This is a genomic window from Massilia sp. BAP21 (assembly GCF_057801335.1).
This window is the reverse complement of the sequence record NZ_CM173596.1, coordinates 5,514,949-5,538,548: the sequence shown is the minus strand read 5'-3', so window position 1 is coordinate 5,538,548 and position 23,600 is coordinate 5,514,949. Positions and strand designations below refer to the sequence as shown.

General features: G+C 66.2%; 16 protein-coding genes and 2 riboswitches. Of the genes, 9 read left to right on the top strand and 7 right to left on the bottom strand.

The features are described 5' to 3' along the window. Positions 1–210: 210 nt before the first annotated feature. From gcvP to gcvT, 3 genes are all read right to left on the bottom strand, one after another. A complete protein-coding gene (gcvP, locus tag ACWYRN_RS24125; RefSeq protein WP_488690331.1) occupies positions 211–3,093 on the bottom strand; it encodes an aminomethyl-transferring glycine dehydrogenase in 2,883 nt (960 codons plus the stop codon). A 173-nt stretch (positions 3,094–3,266) separates the two neighbouring features. Beyond that, entirely contained in the window at positions 3,267–3,647 is a 381-nt protein-coding gene (gene gcvH, locus ACWYRN_RS24120; RefSeq protein ID WP_229439779.1) for a glycine cleavage system protein GcvH, read from the bottom strand. 55 nt (positions 3,648–3,702) lie between these two features. Further along, entirely contained in the window at positions 3,703–4,833 is a 1,131-nt protein-coding gene (gene gcvT, locus ACWYRN_RS24115; protein WP_488690330.1) for a glycine cleavage system aminomethyltransferase GcvT, read from the bottom strand. Positions 4,834–4,896: 63 nt separating this feature from the next. Continuing rightward, a riboswitch (glycine riboswitch) is annotated at positions 4,897–4,991 on the bottom strand. A 16-nt stretch (positions 4,992–5,007) separates the two neighbouring features. After that, positions 5,008–5,095, bottom strand: a riboswitch (glycine riboswitch). A gap of 126 nt (positions 5,096–5,221) precedes the next feature. Between gcvT and ACWYRN_RS24110 the strand changes: the two genes are divergently transcribed. Then, the gene (locus ACWYRN_RS24110) at positions 5,222–5,782 is read left to right on the top strand and encodes an ATP-dependent Clp protease proteolytic subunit (RefSeq protein WP_229439781.1); all 561 of its coding nucleotides are present in this window, start codon (positions 5,222–5,224) and stop codon (positions 5,780–5,782) included. A 329-nt stretch (positions 5,783–6,111) separates the two neighbouring features. Here ACWYRN_RS24110 and ACWYRN_RS24105 read toward each other — a convergent pair whose 3' ends face one another. Both ACWYRN_RS24105 and ACWYRN_RS24100 read right to left on the bottom strand, forming a co-directional pair. After that, positions 6,112–6,447 carry a hypothetical protein gene (locus ACWYRN_RS24105; RefSeq protein WP_488690329.1) on the bottom strand — a complete coding sequence of 112 codons (336 nt, stop codon included), beginning with the start codon at positions 6,445–6,447 and terminating at the stop codon, positions 6,112–6,114. Between the two features lie 200 nt (positions 6,448–6,647). Further along, entirely contained in the window at positions 6,648–7,949 is a 1,302-nt protein-coding gene (locus ACWYRN_RS24100; protein WP_488690328.1) for a methyl-accepting chemotaxis protein, read from the bottom strand. A gap of 243 nt (positions 7,950–8,192) precedes the next feature. Here ACWYRN_RS24100 and ACWYRN_RS24095 point away from each other — a divergent pair, with 243 nt between their 5' ends. Next, on the top strand, positions 8,193–10,811 hold the full coding sequence (locus ACWYRN_RS24095) for a DUF1631 family protein (RefSeq protein WP_488690327.1): 2,619 nt from the start codon (positions 8,193–8,195) through the stop codon (positions 10,809–10,811). 59 nt (positions 10,812–10,870) lie between these two features. Here the strand turns inward: ACWYRN_RS24095 and ACWYRN_RS24090 are convergent, their stop codons facing one another. Then, complete coding sequence (locus ACWYRN_RS24090; protein ID WP_488690326.1) at positions 10,871–11,725, bottom strand: hypothetical protein; 855 nt, start codon at positions 11,723–11,725, stop codon at positions 10,871–10,873. A 260-nt stretch (positions 11,726–11,985) separates the two neighbouring features. Here ACWYRN_RS24090 and ACWYRN_RS24085 point away from each other — a divergent pair, with 260 nt between their 5' ends. From ACWYRN_RS24085 to ACWYRN_RS24055, 7 genes are all read left to right on the top strand, one after another. After that, a complete protein-coding gene (locus tag ACWYRN_RS24085; protein WP_488690325.1) occupies positions 11,986–12,456 on the top strand; it encodes a hypothetical protein in 471 nt (156 codons plus the stop codon). A 122-nt stretch (positions 12,457–12,578) separates the two neighbouring features. Beyond that, complete coding sequence (gene smc, locus ACWYRN_RS24080; protein WP_488690324.1) at positions 12,579–16,103, top strand: chromosome segregation protein SMC; 3,525 nt, start codon at positions 12,579–12,581, stop codon at positions 16,101–16,103. After that, positions 16,100–17,299 (top strand): cell division protein ZipA C-terminal FtsZ-binding domain-containing protein, encoded by a 1,200-nt coding sequence (locus ACWYRN_RS24075; protein WP_488690323.1) that lies wholly within the window; start codon positions 16,100–16,102, stop codon positions 17,297–17,299. Before smc ends, ACWYRN_RS24075 begins: the two co-directional genes overlap by 4 nt. 8 nt (positions 17,300–17,307) lie before the next feature. Then, positions 17,308–19,662: an NAD-dependent DNA ligase LigA gene (gene ligA, locus ACWYRN_RS24070; RefSeq protein ID WP_488690322.1), complete on the top strand. Its 2,355-nt coding sequence runs from the start codon at positions 17,308–17,310 to the stop codon at positions 19,660–19,662. Between the two features lie 16 nt (positions 19,663–19,678). Beyond that, positions 19,679–20,566, top strand: coding sequence for a UTP--glucose-1-phosphate uridylyltransferase GalU (gene galU / locus ACWYRN_RS24065; protein ID WP_488690321.1), 888 nt, complete (start codon positions 19,679–19,681; stop codon positions 20,564–20,566). Positions 20,567–20,569: 3 nt separating this feature from the next. Continuing rightward, positions 20,570–21,106, top strand: a complete 537-nt coding sequence (gene def, locus ACWYRN_RS24060) for a peptide deformylase (RefSeq protein WP_488690320.1) — start codon at positions 20,570–20,572, stop codon at positions 21,104–21,106. Beyond that, positions 21,103–21,600 (top strand): hypothetical protein, encoded by a 498-nt coding sequence (locus ACWYRN_RS24055; RefSeq protein WP_488690319.1) that lies wholly within the window; start codon positions 21,103–21,105, stop codon positions 21,598–21,600. The genes def and ACWYRN_RS24055 overlap by 4 nt, the downstream gene beginning before the upstream one ends. Before the next feature lie 87 nt (positions 21,601–21,687). On the opposite strand, the gene ACWYRN_RS24050 is transcribed toward ACWYRN_RS24055, so the two are convergent. After that, positions 21,688–23,436 (bottom strand): DUF885 domain-containing protein, encoded by a 1,749-nt coding sequence (locus ACWYRN_RS24050; RefSeq protein WP_488690318.1) that lies wholly within the window; start codon positions 23,434–23,436, stop codon positions 21,688–21,690. Positions 23,437–23,600 lie beyond the last annotated feature (164 nt).

Below are 23,600 nucleotides of genomic sequence, written 5' to 3'. Positions count from 1 at the left end.
AAACCGCCGCGCCGCTGCGGCGCTTGCAAGAGGGTCACGCCAACGCTTGCGGTGCTCGCCAAGCCGCGGAGCGAACCATCCCCGCAGCAGGCAAAAGGATGCGCACGTACCCGCGTGGGCACGGAGTGCCCACCGTACGATTGGTATTCCGACTCCGGAAACGAAAAGCCCCGCACGCGGCGGGGCTTCGGTCACCAACAGCGCATCACATCACTCGTAATCGCTGATCGGTGCGCAGCCGCAGAACAGGTTCCGGTCGCCGTACACGTTGTCGGCACGGCCGACCGGCGGCCAGTACTTCTTCTTGCGCAGCGAGGCCACCGGGAAGGCAGCCACCTCACGCGTGTAGGTGTGCTGCCAGTCGTCCGCAGTCACCACCTCGGCCGTGTGCGGGGCGCCCTTCAGCGGGTTGTCCATCTTGTCGTACTCGCCGCGCTCGACCTTCACGATCTCGGCGTGGATGGTGATCATCGCCTCGATGAAGCGATCCAGCTCGGCCTTCGATTCCGACTCGGTCGGCTCGATCATCAGCGTGCCCGGCACCGGGAAGCTCATGGTCGGGGCGTGGAAGCCGAAGTCCATCAGGCGCTTGGCCACGTCTTCGTTGCTGATGCCGGTCTTGTCCTGCAGCGGACGCAGGTCGATGATGCACTCGTGCGCGACCAGGCCGTCGTGGCCGGTGTACAGCACCGGGTAGTGCGGGGCCAGGCGGCGCGCGATGTAGTTGGCGTTCAGGATCGCCACTTCGGTCGCGGCGGTCAGGCCTTCCGCGCCCATCATCGCGATGTACATCCACGAGATCGGCAGGATCGAGGCCGAGCCATAGGCCGCCGCGCTCACCGCGCCGATACCGGCTTCATTACGGACGTAACCGGTCGACAGCTGGTTCGGCAGGAACGGAGCGAGGTGGGCGCCGACGCCGATCGGGCCGACGCCCGGGCCGCCGCCGCCGTGCGGGATGCAGAAGGTTTTATGCAGGTTCAGGTGGCTGACGTCGCCGCCGAACGCGCCCGGCGCGGCCACGCCGACCATCGCGTTCATGTTGGCGCCGTCCACGTACACCTGGCCGCCGTGCGCGTGCACGATCTCGCACAGTTCCTTGATGCCTTCCTCGAACACGCCGTGAGTCGACGGATAGGTGACCATGACGCAGGCCAGGTCCTTGCTGTACTGCTCGGCCTTGGCCTTCAGGTCGGCCAGGTCGACGTTGCCGTTCTCGTCGCAGGCGGTGACCACGACCTTCATGCCGACCATGCTGGCCGATGCCGGGTTGGTGCCGTGCGCCGACGACGGGATCAGGCAAACGTTGCGGTGGCCTTCGCCGCGCGACTGGTGGTACTTCTGGATGACGAGCAGGCCGGCGTATTCGCCCTGCGAGCCGGCGTTCGGCTGCAGCGAAATCGCGGCGTAGCCGGTGGCGGCGCACAGCATGGCTTCCAGTTGGGCGATCATCTCGCGGTAGCCGACGGATTGGTCGCTAGGTGCCAGCGGGTGCATGTTCGAGAACTCGGGCCAGGTGACCGGGATCATTTCCGAGGTCGCGTTCAGCTTCATCGTGCACGAACCGAGCGGGATCATGGTGCGGTCGAGCGCCAGGTCCTTGTCGGCCAGCGAGCGCAGGTAGCGCAGCATCTCGTGCTCGGCGTGGTAGCGGTTGAAGGTTGGGTGGGTCAGGTAGGCGGTGGTGCGCTGCAGGGCGGCCGGGTAGGCGTCCTGGGCGTCGGCGTCGAGCGCGTCGAGGTCGACCGAGGCGCCGTTACCGAACACCGAGAATAGTGCGGCCAGGTCGTCGCGGGTAGTGGTTTCGTCGAGCGAGATGCCGACGTGGGTGCCGTCGACGCGGCGCAGGTTGATGCCCTGGGCGGCGGCGTTCGCCAGCAGCGCTTCGGCGTCGCCCGTGCGCACGGTCAGGGTGTCGAAGTACGTGTGGTTGACGACGTCATGGCCGAGCGACTTCAGGCCGGCGAACAGGATGCTCGCCTGGCGGTGCACGCGCTGGGCGATGCGCTTCAGGCCTTGCGGGCCGTGATAGACCGCGTACATGCCGGCCATCACGGCCAGCAGCACCTGGGCGGTGCAGATGTTCGAGGTCGCCTTTTCGCGGCGGATGTGCTGTTCGCGCGTCTGCAGGGCCAGGCGGTACGCCTGGTTGCCTTGCGCATCGACGGTCACGCCCACCAGGCGGCCGGCCATCGAGCGCTTGTATTCGTCGCGGGTGGCCAGGTAGCCGGCGTGCGGGCCGCCGAAACCGAGCGGCACGCCGAAGCGCTGGCTGTTACCGACCACCACGTCCGCGCCCCATTCGCCAGGGGCGGCCAGCAGGGTCAGGGCCAGCAGGTCGGCGGCGACGACGACCATCGCGCCCATCGCGTGCAGGTGTTCGCAGGCGGCGCGGTAGTCGCGCACTTCGCCGTTCACGCCCGGGTATTGCAGCAGCACGCCGAAGCAGGTGTCTTCCAGCTTCTCGATGTCGGCGGGGGCGATGCTGCGCACTTCGACGCCGATCGGCAGGGCGCGGGTGCGGATCACCTCCAGGGTCTGCGGCAGCACGTCCTCGGCCACGTAGAATACCTTCGATGCCGACTTGCCGACGCGCTGGATCAGGGTCATGGCTTCGGCGGCGGCGGTGCCTTCGTCGAGCATCGACGAGTTGGCGATGCCCATGCCGGTCAGGTCGGTGATCATCTGCTGGAAGTTCAGGATGGCTTCCAGGCGGCCCTGCGAGATCTCTGGCTGGTATGGGGTGTAGGCCGTGTACCAGGCCGGGTTTTCGAAGATGTTGCGCAGGATGACCTTCGGCGTGTAGGTGCCGTAGTAGCCCTGGCCGATCATCGACTTCATGACCTTGTTCTTCGAGGCCAGCGCTTTCAGGGTCGCCAGCGCTTCTTCCTCGCTGCGCGGCTCGACGAACTGGCCCAGGTCCAGGGTGTCCTTGCGGCGGATGTTGGCGGGAACGACGGCATCGATCAGCGCTTCGCGCGTGTCGTAGCCGAGGGTCGACAGCATGGCTGCCTGTTCGGATTCCGATGGGCCGATGTGGCGCGGGATGAAGGAATCGCGTGCTTCGAGGTCAAGGAGGCTGGTGCGGGTCATGATGTGGGCCAAAGAGAGGAGGGCGGCGTGCCGCTGGGTGATATGAAATCGGGGACTGCGGTAGGGTGGACGGGTTTCCCGTCCACGCGTTCAGCCAGAGCATGCATCGCGGTTGTGCGACCGGAAGTTGGACGCGTGGACGGCACAGCCGTCCACCCTACGAATGACGACAATTAATTGTCGGTGGTCTTGCCGTAGGCGTCGGCGTCCAGCAGGCCGTTGATCGCGTTGGCGTCCTGCGGCTGCAGCTTGAACAGCCAGGCGCCGTAGGCGTCGCTGTTGATCGAGTCCGGCGCGTCGGCAACCGGCTGGTTGACGGCGGTGACGGTGCCCGAAACCGGCGCGTAGATGTCGCTGGCGGCTTTCACCGATTCCACGACGGCGGCGTCGTCGCCGGCGGTGAAGGTCTTGCCGACCTGCGGCAGTTCGACGAACACGATGTCGCCCAGTGCGTCCTGCGCGTACTCGGTGATGCCGACGGTCAGGGTGCCGTCGGTTTCGAGGCGGACCCACTCATGGGACTCGGTGTATTTCAGGTCGGCTGGGATGTTCATGTAAAAGACTCCTGGTTTGGGATGGTGCGTGATTATAAATCGGGTATCGCGTGTATTAAACAGCCAGCACTTTGCCGTTGCGCACGAACGGCAGCTTGACCACGCTGGCGGCCAGCTTCTTGTCGCGGATCTCGACGTGGACGGTGTCGCCGACCTGCACGTCCATCGGCACGCGCGCCAGGGCGATGGCCTGCTGCATGCTCGGGCTGAAGGTGCCGCTGGTGATCTCGCCCTCGGCGCCGGATGCGGCGATGACCTTCTGGTGGGCGCGCAGGATGCCGCCTTTTTCGCGCAGGATCAGGCCGACGAACTGGGCGTTCTGGCCCTTATTTTGCAAGGCGGCCTTGCCGATGAAGTCGCGTTCCGAGACCAGGTCGATCGTCCAGCCCAGGCCGGCGTCGAGCGGGTTCACGCTGTCGTCCATGTCCTGACCGTAGAGGTTCATGCCGGCTTCCAGGCGCAGGGTGTCGCGCGCGCCCAGGCCGGCCGGCTTCACGCCTGCCGCAATCAGGGCATTCCACAGCGCTTCGACCTGGCTGGCCGGCACGCCGATCTCGAAGCCGTCCTCGCCGGTGTAGCCGGTGCGCGCGACCATCGCTTCGCCAAAGGCAGTGTCAGGGACGATCACGACGTTGAAGGGCTTCATGGCTTCCGAAGCCGCCTTCGTTTGCGGCAGCACTTCCCAGACCTTGGCGCGGGCATTCGGGCCCTGCACGGCGACCAGGGCGATGGCTTTATCCGTGTCGATCAGGCCGGCGCGGCGCGGGGTGATGGTCAGGCCGCTGTTCGTGGCGTCGTTCTGCTGGCGCATCCAGGCGATGTCTTTCTCGGCAGTGCCGGCGTTCACGACCAGGCGGAACCAGTCTTCGCGGAAGAAGTAGACGATCAAATCGTCGATCACGCCGCCTTCGGGATTCAGCATGGCCGAGTACAGGGCCTTGCCCGGCACCTGCAGCTTGTCGACGTTGTTGGCCAGCAGACCGCGCAGGAAAGCGCGCACATTCGCGCCCTCGAGGTCGACCACGCACATGTGGGAGACGTCGAACATGCCGGCATCGGTGCGCACGGCGTGGTGCTCTTCAATTTGCGAACCGTAGTTGACCGGCATGTCCCAGCCGCCGAAGTCGACCATCTTGGCGCCGGCGGCGCGGTGTGCGGAATTGAGCGGGGTCGCTTGGAGCGTCATGGAATCCTCTGGGCAGATTGAATAAGGGAGCGGCCGCGCCGGCCCTGTGGCCTGGCGTCGGCTGCGCGCCCCTCTGTCCTTGGTACCTGAGAGATAGCGGAAATCCGCCTGCCCCTTCGGTGGGCCAGGGTTGCTGGCCGCTCTCCAGAGTTGGTCCGGTGCGCCGTGCGCGCCGTCCCCTGACCGGTCCTTTTGCCTGAGAGTTTTTGGGTGATGCCCCTTCGGCGGCAGCGTGGAATCTGCCCTCTCCCGATCAAGACTGTGGAGAATATGTTACTCGTGCAGCCGTGTCAATGAAAGGAGAGGGCGCGCACCGTTGGCGAGCATGCGCGCAGGCTTTTTCCTCCATTTGTTACACTGGGGTCGTCACTTTGCGGGTAGAAAAACGATGAGCGAAGATCAAACCAAACACGACAAGGAAGCCTGGTTCACGCTGTCTGGCGACGTCAACAGCGACATGGTGCACCGGGTATTCGAGGCGGTCGGCCACATGACCGAGGACGGGATCGAGACGGCCCACGTGCTGGTGCAGTCGAATGGCGGCTACGTCAGCGACGGCTTGTGCCTGTACAACTTCATGTCGAAGTCGCCGATCGAATTCGTGATGTACAACGGCGGGGCGGTGGCCTCGATCGCGGTCATCATGTACTTGGCCGGTTCGCGGCGCTATGCCAGCGACACGGCGCGCTTCATGGTGCATAAATCGCACGCCACGGCCTCGCCGGGCTCGCGGCCGGATGCGCTGAATATCATCGTCGAGGGCTTGCGCGCCGACGATGCGCGTACCGAGTCGATCCTGCGCAAGCACATCGAACTCACGCCGGACCAGTGGGCGATCCACCAGTATTCAGACCTGCACCTGAATTCGCGCGATGCGAAAACGGCGCGCATGATCGACGACGTGGCCGATTTCGCGCCGCCGAAAGGGGCGATCCTGCGCAATATCTGAAGCATTTGCGCATGCAGGCCGGCAGGGAAATGCATCGGGATACGATGCGGTCCTCGCCGGCTTTTTCTTTTTATTGCTGAGCATATTGTCGCTGCGGCCCCGCAGTAAAATAGGTCACACCATATTGTATTAATCGATCGGCCGCTGAATGCAAATAGTATTTGCACTCGGGTTAACTCGACAATAAAACATGTGCATCCAGGGCGATGATTGCAAATAGGCGAATAGTGCAGTCATCGGGATAGACGAATCGAAATAAAAAAAGCCTGGCTGCTCGGTGCGCCAGGCTTTTTATTTACCGCCTTTTCATGAAACGGCGTGCAGGCACGTCAGCGCTTGCGCTTGCTGCTTTGACGGCCGAGTTCGAGGTTCTGCTCGGATGCGTCATCGCGCATGCTGTTGCCCGAGCTGGAGCCCGAACGCGAACCGGAACCCGAGCCCGACTGCTTGTTGCCGTCGTTCTTGTGGCTCTGGCGGCCGGCTGCGGCATGCTGTTCAGGCGTGCCGCCGCGGGTGCCTGCTCCTGATCCCGACGCCGATCCCGAGCGCGAACCCGAGCCCGAACCGGACTGCTTGTTTGCGTCGTTCTTGTGGCTCTGGCGGCCAGCTGCCGCGTGTTGCTCAGGGGTGCCGCCTTGCGTACCTTTGTTTTGATTCGAGGCCATGATTATTTCCTTTCAATGTAGAGAAATACGTCGCTCGCCGAACTACTGCGTTTCGATAGGCAGTCAATTCGGTAGCGCCATCATGCGACCCACGCAGTGGAAGAGGTATCGGATGACCGCCTGAGCCCGTGTAGGGGAAACTCCTACATATTCAAAATAAGCGCATCCTCAAATACGTCAATGTAATTCGTGCGTTTTATTTAAAACTCTTCCCAATCGGTGTCGGTTTTGGCCGCTGCGCGTGCTGCGGCGGGCGCCGATTTGCTGGTTTTGGGTTTGGCGCCCGGGGCGGGGCGGGACGTTGCCGGCGCCTGGCGAGGTTTACCGGCCAGCCTGGCTGGGGCAGGCGTTACGGATTTGTCCGACAGCTTTTCCCTGGCCGGAGCAGGCGCGGACGCATCGTTCGCCAGCACGAAGCCGCTCGTTGCGCGCGCGAGCGCCGCCGCCTGCTCGCGCACCGCCGTGGCTGCCGCCGCCGATTCCTCGACCAGGGCCGCGTTCTGCTGGGTGGCCTGGTCCATCGCCGCGATCGCCCCGTTCACCTGCTCGATGCCGGCGGTCTGCTCCATGCTGGCGTCGGCAATCTCGGCAATGATGTCGGTCACGCGCTTCACGCTGCTCACCACTTCTTCCATTGTCTTGCCAGCCTTGTCGACCAATTGGGTGCCGGTATCGACCTTGGCCACCGAATCGTCGATCAGCGCCTTGATTTCCTTGGCCGCCGCTGCCGAGCGCTGGGCTAGGCTGCGCACCTCCGAGGCGACCACGGCGAAGCCGCGCCCCTGCTCGCCGGCGCGCGCCGCCTCCACCGCCGCGTTCAGGGCCAGGATATTCGTCTGGAAAGCGATGCCGTCGATCACTCCGATGATCTCGCTGATCTGCTTCGAGGAATCGTTGATCGAGGCCATGGTGCCGACCACGTCCGCCACCACCTGGCCGCCCTTGACCGCCACTTCCGACGCCGACACCGCCAGCCGGCTGGCTTCGTGCGCATGGTCGGCGTTCTGGCGCACGGTCGCCGTCAATTCCTCCATCGACGACGCCGTTTCTTCCAGCGAAGCGGCCTGTTGTTCGGTACGCGCCGACAGGTCCATATTGCCGGTGGCAATTTCCCCAGTGCCCGTGCCGATGCCTTCGGCCCCAGCGCGCACCTCTTTCACCACGGCCGCCAGCTTTGTCGCCAGTGCGGCGATGGCCGCCATCAGCTTGCCGGCTTCGCCGTGCTGCACGGTGTCGACGCGCACGCGCAGGTCGCCGTCGGCCAGGCGCTGCGCCAGGGCGCCGGCCTCGCGCAAGGCGCGCTGCGTGTCGCCGGCCAGCCAGCTGGCAAAGCCGAGCGCCAGGACCAGGCCCAGGGCCAGCGGGCCGAGCACGCCCAGGTGCAGGAGCGGCCGCCCGTCCTGCGCACCCAACTGCACGACTTCGAGCGCATACAGCAAGAAGAACAGGGCAAAAGCGAGGTGGATCTTGATTCTGCTGTCGAGCCGGCGGATGGTTTTCATGGAGCGCTCCTGGACAAATGGGGAGAAGGCGGAAGGAGGAACCTAGCAATGTTATGGAAAGGAAATGCGCCGAATTTGTTCAAGCTCAACAGAAAACCTGCCGTTAAGTAATTCTCAGCCGCAAGCAGCCCAGGGCGCCACAGTCGGCATGCGCATAGTCGGGAAATATGTAAATGGACTATTGCCACGTGGCAATAATGTGCAACAATGGCAGGAGCGGCGCCCACGCCGAAGGAATTCACCATGGCTCAAGCTAACACCGAGACATCCAGCAAGGCCCAGCCCGCGACACCGGCGCGCGAGGTCGTGGCAGAACTCGCCCGCAACGCGGCGCGCGGCGCCGGCGAACAGCTGGGCGGCATGGTCACGCGCCTGGTGAGCGTCCTGCTCGACCTGACCACGGCCGGCGACGACGCCCAGTCCGCCTACCGCCGCACCCGCGCCGGGAACCTGCTGAAAACCAATTCCTACGCCTTCATCCACCTGGCGGGCGAAGCCCTGGCGCGCCATCTCGCCGCCGCCGCCGAGGAGCTGGCGCCGGCCAGCAAGCCCGATGCCGATCTCGACTCGCTGAGCCTGGTGCCGATCGAGGTCATGGACAGCAAGGTCGCCTTTGGCGCGCTGTGCCGACCCTTCGAGATCGCCCATTCGGAAGTGCTGGCCAGCCTCTGCGTGCGCCTCGGCCTGCTGCTCGGGCGCGACGTGTTGCGCCCCGCGCAGAATCCACTGCGCCCGGACGTGTTCCTGACCGCCATCCACGAAGCCTGGTGCGCCTTCGAGCCGGACACCGGTTCCCACGAGCTGCTGCTGCCGCTGATGAAGCCGGATATCTTCCTCGACCTGGGTGCGTTGCTGGACGCGGCCGACAAGGAACTGCGCGCCCGCAACAAGCAGGCGCGTGAACGCTTCCACATCAGCAAGTCCACCGACACTGCGCGCGCCAGGCGGTCCGGAATGGATGCCGCGTTGGCCCGGCAACTGCGCAATCTGCTGGGCGGCGCCGACGGCGAGCCGGCAGTGCCGCTGATTCCCGAGTTGCCGAACATGCCCCAGGGCAGCGGCTGGCGCCCGAGTTCGGCGCTGGGGTTCGCGGTGGCAGCGCAGGCAGCGCCGGCCGTGCCCGCCGTGCCGCAGGACGCCGGCGCCGCGATGCCGGCGCAGGCCGGCGCCAATGCCGCGATCAGTACCGCGCACATTGCCGGCAACATTGCCGGTATCGGTTCCGGGTACATTGCCGGCATGGTTGCCGTACCCGTTATGGGCGCATCGATCAGTGCATCAACGGACGTACAAGCAGGGGTGCAGGCGGGACAGGCGCAGGCCGGCCTGCCCGCGACGGCGGCCGGGCAGGGCGTGGGGCCGGTGATGCCGGCCGGCGCCGTGGCTGGCGTGCAGCTTGTCCAGGCCGGGCTGCCGGCTGCCGCGGGCGCCCCGGCTTCGCTGCTCGACCTGCTCGCTTCCTTGCAGCTGGCCCAGCCAGGCTTGCCCGCGGCTAGCGGTGTGGATGCGGCAAGTGCGGCGAATGCAGCCCAGGCTGGCAGCACCCCGCACCAGGTGTTCTACCTGCCGCGCCTGAAGCAGAGCCTGCCACAGGGCAGCCTGTCGCGCGGCGAGGAAAACACGCTCGATTTGCTGTCGCGCATTTTCGAAACGGTTCTGCTCGACGACAACATCCCGCTCGAAACACGCGAACTGATCCGCTTCCTGCAAGTGCCGGTGCTGAAAGCGGCCTTGCTCGACCAGAATTTCTTCTTCGAAGAAACGCACCCGGCACGGCGCATGATCGACTTGCTGTCGCGCATGGGCTGGGAGCAGCGCCAGGCGCCGGACGATCCGGTATTGCAGGCCATGCGCCGCGGCGTCGACCGCATCGGCCGCACTGGCGGCGAACCCGGCGCCGAGCCGCAAGCCTTTGCCGAGGCGGTGGCCGAGGTCGAGGCCCAGCTGGCCGCCGAAGAACGCGCCGCCGAAGCCGCCATTGCCCAGCCGATCGCCCGCGCGACGAAACTGGAAAAGCAGACCGTGGCCGGCCGCTCCGCGCGCAAGGCGGTGGCGCTGCGCCTGGGCGACGCCGAACTGGTGGCCACGGTGTCGGCCTTCCTCGACAAGCGCTGGGTCGACGTGCTGACCTTTGCTTACCTGATCGACGAGGAGCGCCCCGGCGCCGTGGAAAACGCCACCCAGACCATGGACGAACTGATCTGGACCGTGAAGCCGAAGGCGACCCAGGAGCAACGCAAGGCCCTGATCGCCAAGCTCCCGCCCTTGCTGACCGCCTTGAACAAGTGGCTGGACGCCATCAAGTGGCAGGATGCGGACCGCCTGCAATTCTTTGCCGAACTGGCCGAATGCCATCTGCAGATCGTGCGCGCGCCGATCGAACTCTCGCCCGAGCGCCAGCTGGAACTCGCGGTGGAGGCGGCCCAGCAGGACGCACTGCGCCGCATCGCGCTGGAGCAGGCGAGCATCGAGCAAGAGCGCGAGCAGGAGCAACGCGCCCATGAAGGGCGGACACACGGCCAGCGAGCACACGACGAAATGACACCTGATAACGCAGCGCCGAAAGACGCGGCAATCAGCACTGTCGATGAGTTGGAACGCGGCATGCGCCTTGAGTTCAGGGAGCGCGACGGTAGTGTGCGCAAGGTCAAGCTGGCCTGGGTCAGCCCGCTGCGCACGCTCTTCATCTTCTCGGGCGCGGCGCGCCAGGAATCGTTTTCGCTGCCGGCAGAAAAGCTGGTCGAGGCCGTGCGCTGCGGCAGCATCCGGGTGCTGGCTGTCGAAGGCGTGGTCGGCCGGGTGCTGACCGAAGCGATGCAGGAAGCCGTCAACGATCCGGGGCCGAAGCGCGCGGTGGGCTAGCGGACGCCGGATCACGCGCCGGCCTGGGAGAATGTTCCAGGCGGCCGTAGCCGGTATGGCTATCGATGGTCGATCAAGAAGCCCATACCCAGATGCACCTTGGCGTCGGGCGAAATGCCGGGCGGCTGCGGATAGCGCGCAAGGGCGCGCTTGGCAACATCGTTGACTGCTTTCTCGAAGCCGCCCGTCTTGTCCTTCCTGTTCCGATAACGCAAGGCATCGCCGTCGATGACGCCGAGCATGGCGTATTCCTGCGTCTCGCTTTTCTCGATCTCGACCGCGGGTTTGCCAGGACAAAAGATGTATCTGACCTCGGCGCCAAGGTTGAAATCGGCTGCAAGCTCGGGATAGGCCAGCTCGGCCGTCATCATGCTGGACACGGCGAACACATAATTGCATGTCGCCAGGCGCGCCGGTTCCCAGGCGCCGATTTCGGCGACGAAGCGGTCCGGGTCCTTCAGGGCTTCATCGCTGATCGGGCAGTAGGGGATGACGAGCCTGCTCATCCCGCGCTGCGCCCACCACAGGGCGGCGGCAATGTCGGGACCGTTGACGGGGTCGGCATAGCCTGCCGCGAGCCGGTCGGCGCCCTGGTTCAGGCCGCCATCGGCAGCCAGGGCATAGAAGCTGATGGCGGAGTCCCAATCGCGTTTCACGCACAGACCCTGCTCATACATCGATCCGGCCAGCAAGGATACCTTCGGGCGTCCGGATTTCAAGCCACTCTTCAGGAGGTTCACCGCCGCGTCGCAGTTGCCGGCGCCGATGGCGGTGCGCACGCTGTTGATGATCTCGTCGGCAATGCTGTCGCGCTGCGGATCGACAGGGCCAGGTGCGGCGCTGGCAGGGGTAGAGCACAGTGCTGCCAGCAAGGCAGCCATGCCCAGGGTGGAGAAAAGCGTCGAGGTGTTCACGCGGGTCTTTCGAAAGCAGTCAGGTCGGAGGGTGGATCGACGTGATGAAGGACTGGCGGCGCGACGTCGACCAGCCAGCATGTCTTGTAAATCTCGCAGCATTATAGCTGCGTGTATTGCACAAAGGAACTTGCTGTTGCCCGTAAATGGCCGACGTTTTTTAGCGAGGGCGGCCTGGGTCGCGCTGCATCTTCGCAGGCAGCGCATTCGTCGGTTTGCGCTCTTGCTACAATCGCCGTCCGATTCCAACCAGGAAGACCATGGGCTATCACGTTCGCATCCTGCGCACCCAATCCGGCAAGGCCATGCCGATCCGCCGCCCGGAGATCGAGCGCGCGCTCGCCGGCATGGGCGGCAAGCTGGCCTTCCTGCCCGGCAGCGAAGGCCACCACATCGTCATGCCCGCCCTGGGCGACGAACGCGAACGCATCGTGTGCGAAGCCGACGAGCTGTGGGCGCGCAATCCCGACGAGCACCTGCTGGAAGCGATGATCGAACTGGCGCGGCTGCTCGGCGCACGCGTGCGCAACGACGACTTCGAGACCTTCCGCAGCGTCGACGAATGCTACCTGCACCCGGACGACCGCGCCGCGCGCGAAGCGGCCCTGGCCTCGAGCGGCCCGGGGCGTGCCGCGCTGCGCCGCGCCAGGGTGATCACCTGCCTGAAACTGCTCCTGCTGGCGCTTGTCGCGGCCACCGCCTTGTACCGCAATTTCCAGGGGCCGGGCTGATCCGGCAGCGGCGCCCGGGCGGGCCGCTTTCCAGCGTTTCGCACATGCCGCAAACTTGGCCGAAAAGCAAGCAACAAATGGTATGATGCGGCTTTCATCGATTCCCGAATAGCCGAAGCAAGGTGCGACTATCTTCCATTAAATTGTCGGGATTCAAGTCTTTCGTCGATCCCACCAATTTCCAGGTACCTGGGCAACTGGTCGGCGTGGTTGGCCCGAATGGATGCGGCAAGTCGAACATCATCGATGCCGTACGCTGGGTGCTGGGCGAATCGAAAGCGTCGGAACTGCGCGGCGAATCGATGCAGGACGTGATCTTCAACGGCTCCACTCACCGCAAGCCCTCGGGCCGGGCCTCGGTCGAACTGGTGTTCGACAACAGCCTGGGCAAGGCCGCCGGCCAGTGGGGCCAGTACGCCGAGATCGCCGTCAAGCGCACGCTCACGCGCGACGGCACCTCGACCTATTACATCAACAGCCAGCCGGTGCGCCGGCGCGACATCCAGGACATCTTCCTCGGCACCGGCCTCGGCCCGCGCGCCTACGCCATCATCGGCCAGGGCATGATCGCGCGTATCATCGAGTCGCGCCCGGAAGAGCTGCGCGTCTTCCTGGAAGAAGCGGCGGGCGTCTCGAAGTACAAGGAACGCCGTCGCGAAACCGAGAACCGCCTGTCCGACACGCGCGAAAACCTGCTGCGCGTGGAAGACATCCTGCGCGAACTGAACGCCAACCTGGAAAAGCTCGAAGCCCAGGCGGCGGTGGCGAACCGTTTCCACCAACTGCAGGCCGACCAGGAAGAAAAGCAGAAGCTGCTTTGGCTGCTGCGCAAGAACGAAGCCGAGGCCGAACAGAAGCGCTGGTTCCGCGAGATGGAAGAAGCGCAGACCAGCCTGGAAGCGCAGACGGCCAAGCTGCGCAACGTCGAGCTCGAACTCGAGCACCTGCGCCAGCACCACTTCGCCGTCGGCGACCGCCTGCACACGGCGCAGGGCGCGCTGTACGCGACCAATTCCGAGATCGGCAGCCTGGAAGCGCAAATCAAGTTCGTGATCGAGTCGCGCACGCGCCTGCAGAACCAGCTCGGCACCCTGGGCGCCCAGCGCGACGGCTGGCTGGCGCAGGCCGCGGAGTACGAAGAGCAGATCGAAGAAGCCAGCTTCAACGTCGAGGAACTGGCGGCGCGCGCGGAAGGCGCGCAGATCGCGGTGGAAGCGGCCGGCGAACGCCTGCCTGAACTCGACGCCGCCTGGCGCGAAGCCCAGCGCAAGGCCGAGGAATCGCGCGCGCGCATCATGCAGATCCAGCAGCGCATCGAACTGGCCGCTGCGCACGGGCGCAACGCCGCCAACATTTTGAGCGGCCTGGCCACGCGCCGCGAACGCCTGCAGGGCGAAAAGAACGCCCTCAGCCCGCCCGACAGCAGCCACCTGGCCAACCTGCGCATGCAGCTGGAAGAAAAGCAGCAGGCGCTGGAAGAGCAGACCATGTTGCAGGAAGAAGCGAGCGAGCGCCAGGAAGCGGTGGAAACCGAGCGCCGCGAAGCCCACGCCCAGGTCCAGCAGGAGTCCGGCGCGAACGCCAAGCTGGAGGCGCGCCTGTCCGCGCTGAAGGCGATGCAGGAACGCGTGCAAACCCAGGGCAAGGTCGCGCCCTGGCTGCAAAAGCACGAGCTGGGCGGCTTGCCGCGCCTGTGGCAGCAGGTGCAGGTGGAAGAGGGCTGGGAGACCGCGCTGGAAGCCGTGCTGCGTGAACGCACCGGCGCCCTCGAAGTGTCGAACATCGACTGGGCCAGGGCTTTTCTTGCCGATGCGCCGCCGGCACGCCTGGCCCTGTACTCGCCGGCACCAAGCGCACCCGCCGCGGCGGAAGCCCCTGGCCTGAAGCCCTTCGCCAACCTCTTGAAACTGAACGACCCCGGCCTGCGCGGCGTGCTGAACGACTGGCTGCACCTGGTGTTCGTGGCCGAGGATGCGGCCACCGCCTTTGCCGAGCGTGGCCGCCTGCCGCAGGGCGGCGCCTTCGTCACGCGCCAGGGCCACATGGTGTCCCAGTCGAGCGTGCGCTTCTTCGCGCCCGACGCCGAACAGGACGGCATGCTCGGCCGCCAGCACGACATCGACAACACGGCAAAACAGCTGCGCGCGCAGGCCCTGCTGCTCGACGAAGCACGAAGTCGCGCCACCCGTGCCGACGCCGCCGTCACCGACTTGCAGCGCCGTTTGCAGGATGCGCGCACGCGCGTCGGCACGCTCACGCGCGAGGTACACGCGCTGCAGATCGAGGTGGTGCGCCAGAGCGAAGTCGAGGCGCGCTTCAACCAGCGCAGCCACCAGATCGACCTCGATCTGAACGAGATCGGCGCCCAGGAAGCCGAGCAGCAGCAGGTCAAGGCCGAAGCCGAGGAACAGTTCGAAGTGCTCGACACGGAACTGGCCGAACTCCAGGGCAGCCACGAAGATGGCCAGACCTTGTTCCTGCAGCGCGAAGCAGCCCTCGCCGAAGCGCGCGACAAGCTGCGCGAGCTGGAACGCGGCGCCCAGGAGGCGCTGTTCGCGGAGAAGACCGGCCGCGCGAAGATCGAGGAACTGCGGCGCAGCATCGCCACCGCGCGCCAGCAGGCGGCCCAGGTGGCGGAAAGCCTGGCCTCCGGCCAGTCCGAACTGACGACGCTCGAATCGGGCACCGCCCACGAAGGCTTGCAAGAACTGCTGGAGCGCCGCAGCGCCCAGGAACGCGCGTTGGCCGATGCCCGCCATGAACTCGACCAGGTGGCCCAGCAGTTGCGCCACGCGGAAGAGTCGCGCATGGGCAACGAGCGCGGCCTGCAGCCGCAGCGCGACCGCATCACGGAAATGCAGCTCAAGGAGCAGGCCGCTCGCCTGAACCAGGAGCAGTTTGCCGAGGCCCTGGCCGCCACCGGCGCCGACGTGGCGCAGCTGGCCGAAAAGCTGAACCCGGAGCTGAAACCCCAGTACCTGCAGGGCGAGGTCACCCGCCTGACGAATGCGATCGCGGCGCTGGGCGCGGTGAACCTGGCGGCCGTGGACGAACTGGCCACGGCCACCGAACGCAAGCGCTTCCTCGATGCGCAGAACGCCGACCTGAACGAGGCCATCGCCACGCTCGAAGACGCGATCCGCCGCATCGACAAGGAAACGCGCGAGCTGCTGCAGGATACCTTCGACCGCGTGAACAACCACTTCTCGGAACTGTTCCCTATCCTGTTCGGCGGCGGCCAGGCGCGCCTGGTGATGACCGGCGACGAGATCCTCGACGCCGGCGTGCAGGTGATGGCCCAGCCGCCGGGCAAGAAGAACGCGACGATTCATTTGCTGTCGGGCGGCGAGAAGGCGCTGACCGCGACGGCGCTGGTGTTTTCGATGTTCCGCCTGAATCCGGCGCCGTTCTGCCTGCTGGACGAGGTGGATGCGCCGCTGGACGACGCGAATACCGAGCGCTTCTGCCGCATGGTGAAGCGCATGTCGGAACATACCCAATTTCTTTTCATCTCCCATAACAAGATCGCCATGGAGATGGCCAATCAACTGATCGGTGTGACGATGCAGGAGCAGGGCGTATCGCGCATCGTGGCGGTGGACATGGAGTCCGCCGCCCACTTCGCACAAGAGGCACAAGCAGCATGACAGACTTCCAGATGAGCCTGATCGCGGCTGGCGGCGTATTCGTCGTCGGCGTCATCACCTACAACAAGTGGCAGGAGTACAAGGCGAGAAAAACCGTCGAACGCGCCTTTGCCTCCGACCATGACGACGTCCTGATGCGCAGCGGTTCGGTCGGCGTCGACCGCCAGGAACCGGTGCTCGACGTCGGCATGCCCGGCGCCGAGGCGATGGAGCCGAGCTTCGGCGCGCCTTCGAATGCGGCGCCGGACCTGGGCGCCACGGGTGGCAGCGTGGCCGGCGCCGCCGGTACGGTCGCCGCCGCCTCCGCTGCCTCCGTGACGGCCGATCCGCTGGCGCCTGCTGCGCCGCTGCCCGGCGTCGTCCCGCCCGGCGTGACCGCCGGGCCGCCGCCGGCCGAAGTGGCCGAGAGCCTGGTCGACCCGCTGATCGACTGCATGATCCCGCTGGCGCTGGAAGGCGCGGCGCGCGGCGACAAGATCCTGCCTTCGCTGCTGAAACTGCGCCGGGTCGGCAACAAGCCGATCCACTTCATCGGCCTGGCCGTCAGCGGCGACTGGGAGCCGATCGTCCATGGCGGCGTCTACACCGAGCTGCAGGCCGGTGTGCAGATGGCGACCCGTACCACGGCCCTGAACGAACTCGAATACTCGGAACTGGTCACGCGCCTGCGTGCCGTGGCCGACGAGATCGGCGCCGAGCCGGCCGTGCCCGACATGATCGAGGTGATGAGCGAAGCGCGCACCCTGCACAAGTTCGTCGCCGGCCACGACGCCCAGCTGGGCGTGAACCTGAAATCGAACGGCCCGGCCTGGCCGATGAGCACCCTGATCGGCGCGCTGGAAAAGGCCGGCTTCGACGTGCGCCCGGATGGCCGCTTCGCCATGCCCGACGGCCATGGCGGCGTGCTGTTCACGCTCTCGACCAACGTCAACATGGGCGCCGAAACGACCGACCGCCTGACCCTGCTGCTCGACGTGCCTTGCGTGGCCCCGAGCCGCGACGGCTTTGGCGCCATGGTCCGGTGCGCGAAAGACCTGGTGGGGCGCCTGGACGCGACGGTTGTCGACGACTTCGAGCAGCCGCTGCTCGACGCCAGCCTGGAAGAAATCGCCGGCCAGGTGAAGGAGTTCTACGCGGAGATGGAAGCCTCGGACATCCCGGCCGGCTCCACCCGCGCGCTGCGCCTGTTCAGCTGAGGACCAGCATGAGCGAAGCGCAAGACTACCTTGAACGCATGGCCTGGCTGGTCGAGGAACTGAACCGCCACATCTACAATTACCACGTGCTCGACGCGCCGACGATTCCCGACGCCGAGTACGACAAGCTGTTCCGCGAACTGCAGGACCTGGAAGCCGCGCACCCGGAAGCAGTGTCGAACGACACGCCGACTTCGCGCGTGGGCGGCGCCCCGATCCCCGAGTTCAAGCAGGTGACCCATGCGGTGCCGATGCTCTCGCTGAACAACGGCTTCCAGGACGAGGACGTCGACAACTTCGACCGCCGCGTGCGCGAAGGCCTCGACCTGAGCGCGGCCGCCGGTGCGGTGGAATATGCGGCCGAACTGAAGTTCGACGGCCTGGCCATGAGCCTGCGCTACGAGAACGGCGTCTTCGTGCAGGCCGCCACGCGCGGCGACGGTTACACCGGCGAAGACGTCACCGCCAACATTCGCACCGTGCGCGTGATTCCGCTGCGCCTGCATGGCGACGATATTCCCGCCGTGCTCGAAGTGCGCGGAGAAGTGCTGATGTTCAAGGCCGACTTCGAAAAGCTGAACGAACGCCAGCGCGAGGGCGGCCAGAAGGAATTCGCGAATCCGCGCAACGCCGCCGCCGGCAGCCTGCGCCAGCTCGACGCGCGCATCACTGCCCAGCGTAAGCTGCGCTTCTTCGCCTATGGCATCGGCCTGCTGGAAGGGGCCGAGATGCCGGCATCGCATTCGCAGATGCTGGACTGGTTCGACCGTCTCGGCCTGCCGGTATCGAAGGAAAGGGCGGTCGTGAAAGGCAGCGCCGGCCTGCTCGACTACTACCGCAGCATCGGGGAAAAGCGCCCCACGCTGCCGTACGAGATCGACGGCGTGGTGTACAAGGTCGACCGCCTGGAAGACCAGCGCGCGCTCGGCTTCGTCTCGCGCGCGCCGCGCTTCGCGCTGGCCCATAAATTCCCGGCCGAGGAAGCGCTGACCGTGGTCTCGGCCATCGACGTGCAGGTCGGCCGGACCGGCGCGATCACTCCGGTGGCGCGCCTGGTGCCGGTGTCGGTGGGCGGTGTGACCGTCACGAATGCCACCCTGCACAACGAGGATGAGGTGCGGCGCAAGGACGTGCGCATCGGCGACACGGTCATCGTGCGCCGCGCCGGCGACGTGATTCCGGAAGTCCTGTCGGTGGTGCTGGAGCGCCGCTTGAGCCCGGAGCCGATGGTGTACACGCTGCCGACCAACTGCCCGGTGTGCGGCTCGCACGTGGTGCGCGAAGAGGGCGAGGCCGTGGCGCGCTGCTCGGGCGGGCTGACCTGCGCGGCCCAGCGCAAGGAAGCGATCCGCCACTTTGCCGGGCGCCGCATGATGGACATCGAGGGCCTGGGCGACCGTTATATCGACAGCCTGGTCGAGTGCAATCTGATCCACGGCGTGGCCGACCTCTACACGCTGACGCTGGACGATCTGCTGCAGATGAAGCGCGCGGCCGACGAGCGCGACGGCACCACGCCGGAGACAGTGAAACAAGGCAAGGTTGCCACCAAGTGGGCCGACAATTTGCTGGCCGCGATTGCCGCCAGCAAGCATCCGCCGCTGGAGCGCCTGCTGTTCGCGCTCGGCATCCGCCACGTGGGCGAGTCCACTGCCAAGACCCTGGCCGACTGGCTCGGTTCGCTGGCCCTGGTGCGCCGTGCCCCGGCCGCGCTGCTGCGCGTGCTGCCCGACATCGGCGGCACCGTGGCCGAGTCGATCGCCGACTTCTTTGCCGAAGAAAAGAACCAGATCGCCCTGAACGCGCTGCTGGCGACCGGCGTGGCGCCCACCGGCGAACACGCGCCGAAGGCGGCGCTGCGCGAACGCCTGGACGAAGTCGGCTTGCTGGCCGCCCTCGGCATTCCGAAACTGACCGAGCCGCGCGCGCGCCAGCTGCTCGATGGCCGCACGCTGGAAGACCTGGCCTTCCTGAAGGTGTTCGGCGTGTTCGGCCTGCCCGAAGCGCTGGTGACTTCGCTGGAGTCGTGGATGGCGGTCGAGGCGAACCGCGAGGCGCTGATGAACCTGTCGGCCCTGCGGCGCGAGCTGCTGGAATCCTTGCCAGAGGAAGCCGAGGCGCCGCAGGGCGCCCTGGCCGGCAAGACCTTTGTCCTGACCGGGACGCTGCCGACCATGTCGCGCGATGCGGCCGGCGCGCTGATCGAGGCGGCCGGCGGCAAGGTTTCCGGTTCGGTCTCGAAGAAGACCTCGTACGTGGTCGCGGGCGCCGAGGCCGGCAGCAAGCTGGAAAAGGCCGAGGCGCTGGGCGTGACCGTGCTCGACGAAGCAGGCCTGCTGGCGCTGCTGGGTAATCCAACCTGAACAAAGAAAGGACAGCATGACGCAGCGCACTTCGCAGATCCGCAAGGCAGTCTTTCCGGTGGCCGGTCTCGGCAGCCGCTTCCTTCCCGCCACCAAGGCGCAGCCGAAGGAGATGCTGCCGATCGTCGACAAGCCGCTGATCCAGTACGCGGTGGAAGAGGCGGTGGCGGCCGGCATCACCGAGATGATCTTCATCACCGGCCGCAACAAGCGCGCCATCGAAGACCATTTCGACAAGGCCTACGAACTTGAATCCGAGCTCCAGGCGCATAACAAGCAGGAGCTGCTGGACGTGGTGCGCAAGGTGATCCCGAAGAACGTCACCTGTATCTACATCCGCCAGTCGGCCCCGCTCGGCCTGGGCCACGCGGTGCTGTGCGCGCGTCCGGTGGTCGGCAACGAGCCGTTTGCCGTGCTGCTGGCCGACGACTTCATGGATGCCGACGGCGGCAAGCCGGTGCTGGCCCAGATGACGGAACTCTACGAATACGAAAAGTGCAGCCTGCTGGCGGTGCAGGACGTGCCGCGCGCGAACACGCGCCAGTACGGCATCGTCAGCGCCACGCCGTATCGCAGCGACCTGGAACTGGTGTCGGGCATCGTCGAGAAACCGAAGCCGGAGGAGGCGCCGTCGACCCTGGCCGTGGTCGGCCGCTACGTGCTGAGCGGCGCCATCTTCGATCACCTGGAAAACCTGGGCGTGGGCAGCGGCGGCGAAATCCAGCTCACCGACGGCATCGCCGCGCTGATGCGGGCCGAGCGCGTGCTGGCCTACCGCTACGCCGGCCAGCGCTACGACTGCGGCTCCAAGCTCGGCTACCTGCAGGCCACCGCCGCCATCGGCCTGAAGCACCCGGAAACCGCCGCCGGTTTCCGGGAATTCCTGGACCAGTTGAAGGGGTAAACCATGGCCGTGCGCGAGATCTTGAAGATGGGCGACCCGCGCTTGCTGCGCGTGGCCGAACCCGTTACCGCCTTCGGCACGCCGGAGCTGGACAGCCTGATCGCCGACATGTTCGACACCATGCATGCGGCAAACGGCGCCGGCCTGGCCGCGCCGCAGATCGGCGTCAACCTGCAGCTGGTGATCTTCGGCTTCCAGAGCAATCCGCGCTATCCCGAAGCGCCCCAGGTGCCGGAGACCGTGCTCCTGAATCCCGTGCTCACGCCCTTGTCGGACGAGATGGAAGAGGGTTTCGAGGGCTGCCTCTCGGTGCCCGGCCTGCGCGGCAGCGTGCCGCGCCATACGCGCCTGCGCTACGAAGGCGTGGACCAGCATGGCAACCCGATCCGGCGCGAGGTCGACGGCTTCCATGCGCGGGTGGTGCAGCACGAAGTCGATCACCTGCTCGGCATCCTGTATCCGATGCGGATACGCGATTTTTCCCGCTTCGGTTTCACCGAGGTGATGTTCCCCGGGCTCGACCCCAGGAGCGACGATTGAAGGCCGCCGCCTGGCCGGGACCTGCCTTCCTGCTGCTGGCGCTGGCCGCGCCCCTGGCGCAGGCCGAGGACTTGTTCACGAAGATCGAGGCCGAGCCGAAGCGCGAGTTCTGGATCGACTCCGGTTTCTGGACCGCCCACTTCGACAGCGGCAAGGGCCTGAACGGCAACAACAAGGGCCTGGGCGCCGAATACCGCTTTTCCGGCACGATGGCCGCCGTCGGCGGGCGCTTCTATAACAGCGACCGAGAATGGTCGAACTATGCCGGCGTGCTGTGGCAGCCGTATGCGGTCGGCCCGGTACGCGTGGGCGCGGCGCTGGCGGCGTTCGACGGCTACCCGAAGATGCGCAACGGCGGCTGGTTCCCGGCCGTCATCCCGACGCTGACCTACGACTACCAGCGCGTGGGCGTCAACATCGGCATCATCCCCAGCTACAAGGACCGCCTGTACGGCGGGGTGTCGGTGCAATTGAAGCTGAAGGTCTTCGAATGACCACCCTACGGAGCTAACATGACGCTTTTGCTCTGCTAACTTGACGCATCGTTCCGCGTGGGCACGGGGTGCCCACCCTACGAGCCCTTACCCTGCCGGGTAAGGGCTCTTCCCACCTTCGGCAATGAACCTGTCGATCCGCTCCTGCAGCGCCGGCAGCGGCACCGACCCCAGCTGCAGCACCGTATCGTGGAAGTTGCGGATGTCGAACTTCGCGCCCAGCGCCTTCTCCGCCCTGGCGCGCGCCTCCATGATCGCCATCTGCCCCAGGTAGTAGGACAGCGCCTGGCCCGGCCACGAGATATAGCGGTCCACCTCGGTCGTGATCTCGTGCTCGGACAGCGCCGTGTTCTCGCGCAAATAGGCCTGCGCCTGCTCGCGCGTCCAGCCCTTGGCGTGGATGCCGGTGTCGACCACCAGGCGCGAGGCGCGCCAGGCCTGGTAGCTCAGCATGCCGAAGACTTCATAGGGCGTCTCGTAGATGCCCATCTCGGTCCCCAGGCGCTCGGTGTACAGCGCCCAGCCCTCGCCAAAGGCGGAGATGTAGGCCCGGCGGAAGCGCGGCAAGCCTTTCTGTTCGAGCGCCACCGGCATCTGGAAGGCGTGGCCCGGTGCCGACTCGTGCAGGGTCAGGGCCGGCAGGCTGTACAGGGCGCGCGCCGGCAGGTTATAGGTGTTGACCAGATAGACGCCGGGGCCGCCGCGGCCGGCCGTGTAGTAGGGCGCCTGGTCGTCCGGCACCGGCAGGATCGCGAAGCGCTGGCGCGGCAGGTAGCCGAAATACTGGCCGGCCTTGGCGTCGAACTTCTTCGCCACCCAGGCCGCGCGCATCAGCAGTTCTTCCGGCGTCCTGGCATAGAAGCGTGGGTCGGTGCGGAGGAATTGCAAAAAGGCCGGGAAGTCGCCCTTGAAGCCGGTCTGGGCAATGGTCGTTGCCATCTCGGCGCGGATCTTCGCCATCTCGGCCAGGCCGATCCGGTGGATCTCGTCGGCGGTCAGGTTCGTGGTGGTGTACTCGACGATCTTCGACTGGTAATAGGCCTTGCCGTCCGGCAGGCGCTCGGCGGCCAGCACCTCGCGCGCACCCGGCATGTATTCCTCGCGCATGAAGGCCAGGACGCGCGCATACGCGGGCTGCACCTGGCTGCGGATCGCCTCCACCGCCCGCGCGCGCAGTTCGGCCTGCTCGGCGGCCGGCATCGATGGCGGCATGGTCTTGAACGGCGTGTAGAACACGGTGTCCTCGGGTTTGGCATCGGCCACCGAGGCCAGCGAGGCGTCGCGCCCGCGGAGGGTGACCTTCGGCGGCGTGAAGCCGCGCGCCAGGCCGGCGCGCATGTTGTCGAGCTGCTCGCCGAAGTAGCGCGGGTAGCTGGCCAGCTGGTGCAGGTAGTTGTCGTAGTCCTCGCGGCTGGTCAGGGTCTGGCGCGCGCCGTAGGTGACATCGGTCCAGAAGGCGCTGTCGGCGTTCAGCGGCTGCTCGTATTCGCGGAAACGCAGTTCCTCGACGAAGGCGGCGACCTGGGCGCGGTAGACCTGGTAGTCGAGCCGCGCCGCCGGCGACAGGCCGGCCTGGGGCAGGGCGTCGAGCTGGCGCAGCACGCCCTGGAAGTAGGCCAGGCGCGCCTGCTGGGTTTTGGCATCGACGCGCGGCAGTTCCGCGCGCACCCGGCCGCGGGTGTCTTCCTCGCTGGCCAGGCGTTCCTTGACGCGCCATTCCCATTCGGCCTGGTAGATCCGTTCGAACCGGGCGTCCGCCGCGGACGGCGCCGCGCCGGCTGGCGTTGCCATCAACATTCCTGCAGCGGCCAGGGCCGCGACCAAGGTGTGCTTCATCTTGCTCCTCGTTATAAACCGAAACCAGCGTGTCGAATACAGCGTGTGAAACTCAAGAATTGTCAATTGGCATTATGTCGCACACCGGATGAATGCGCACTTTTTTCGCGGCGCAGCAACGGGGGCACCTGTTTTTGCATGCCTGGCTGACCTTTTATAAAAAT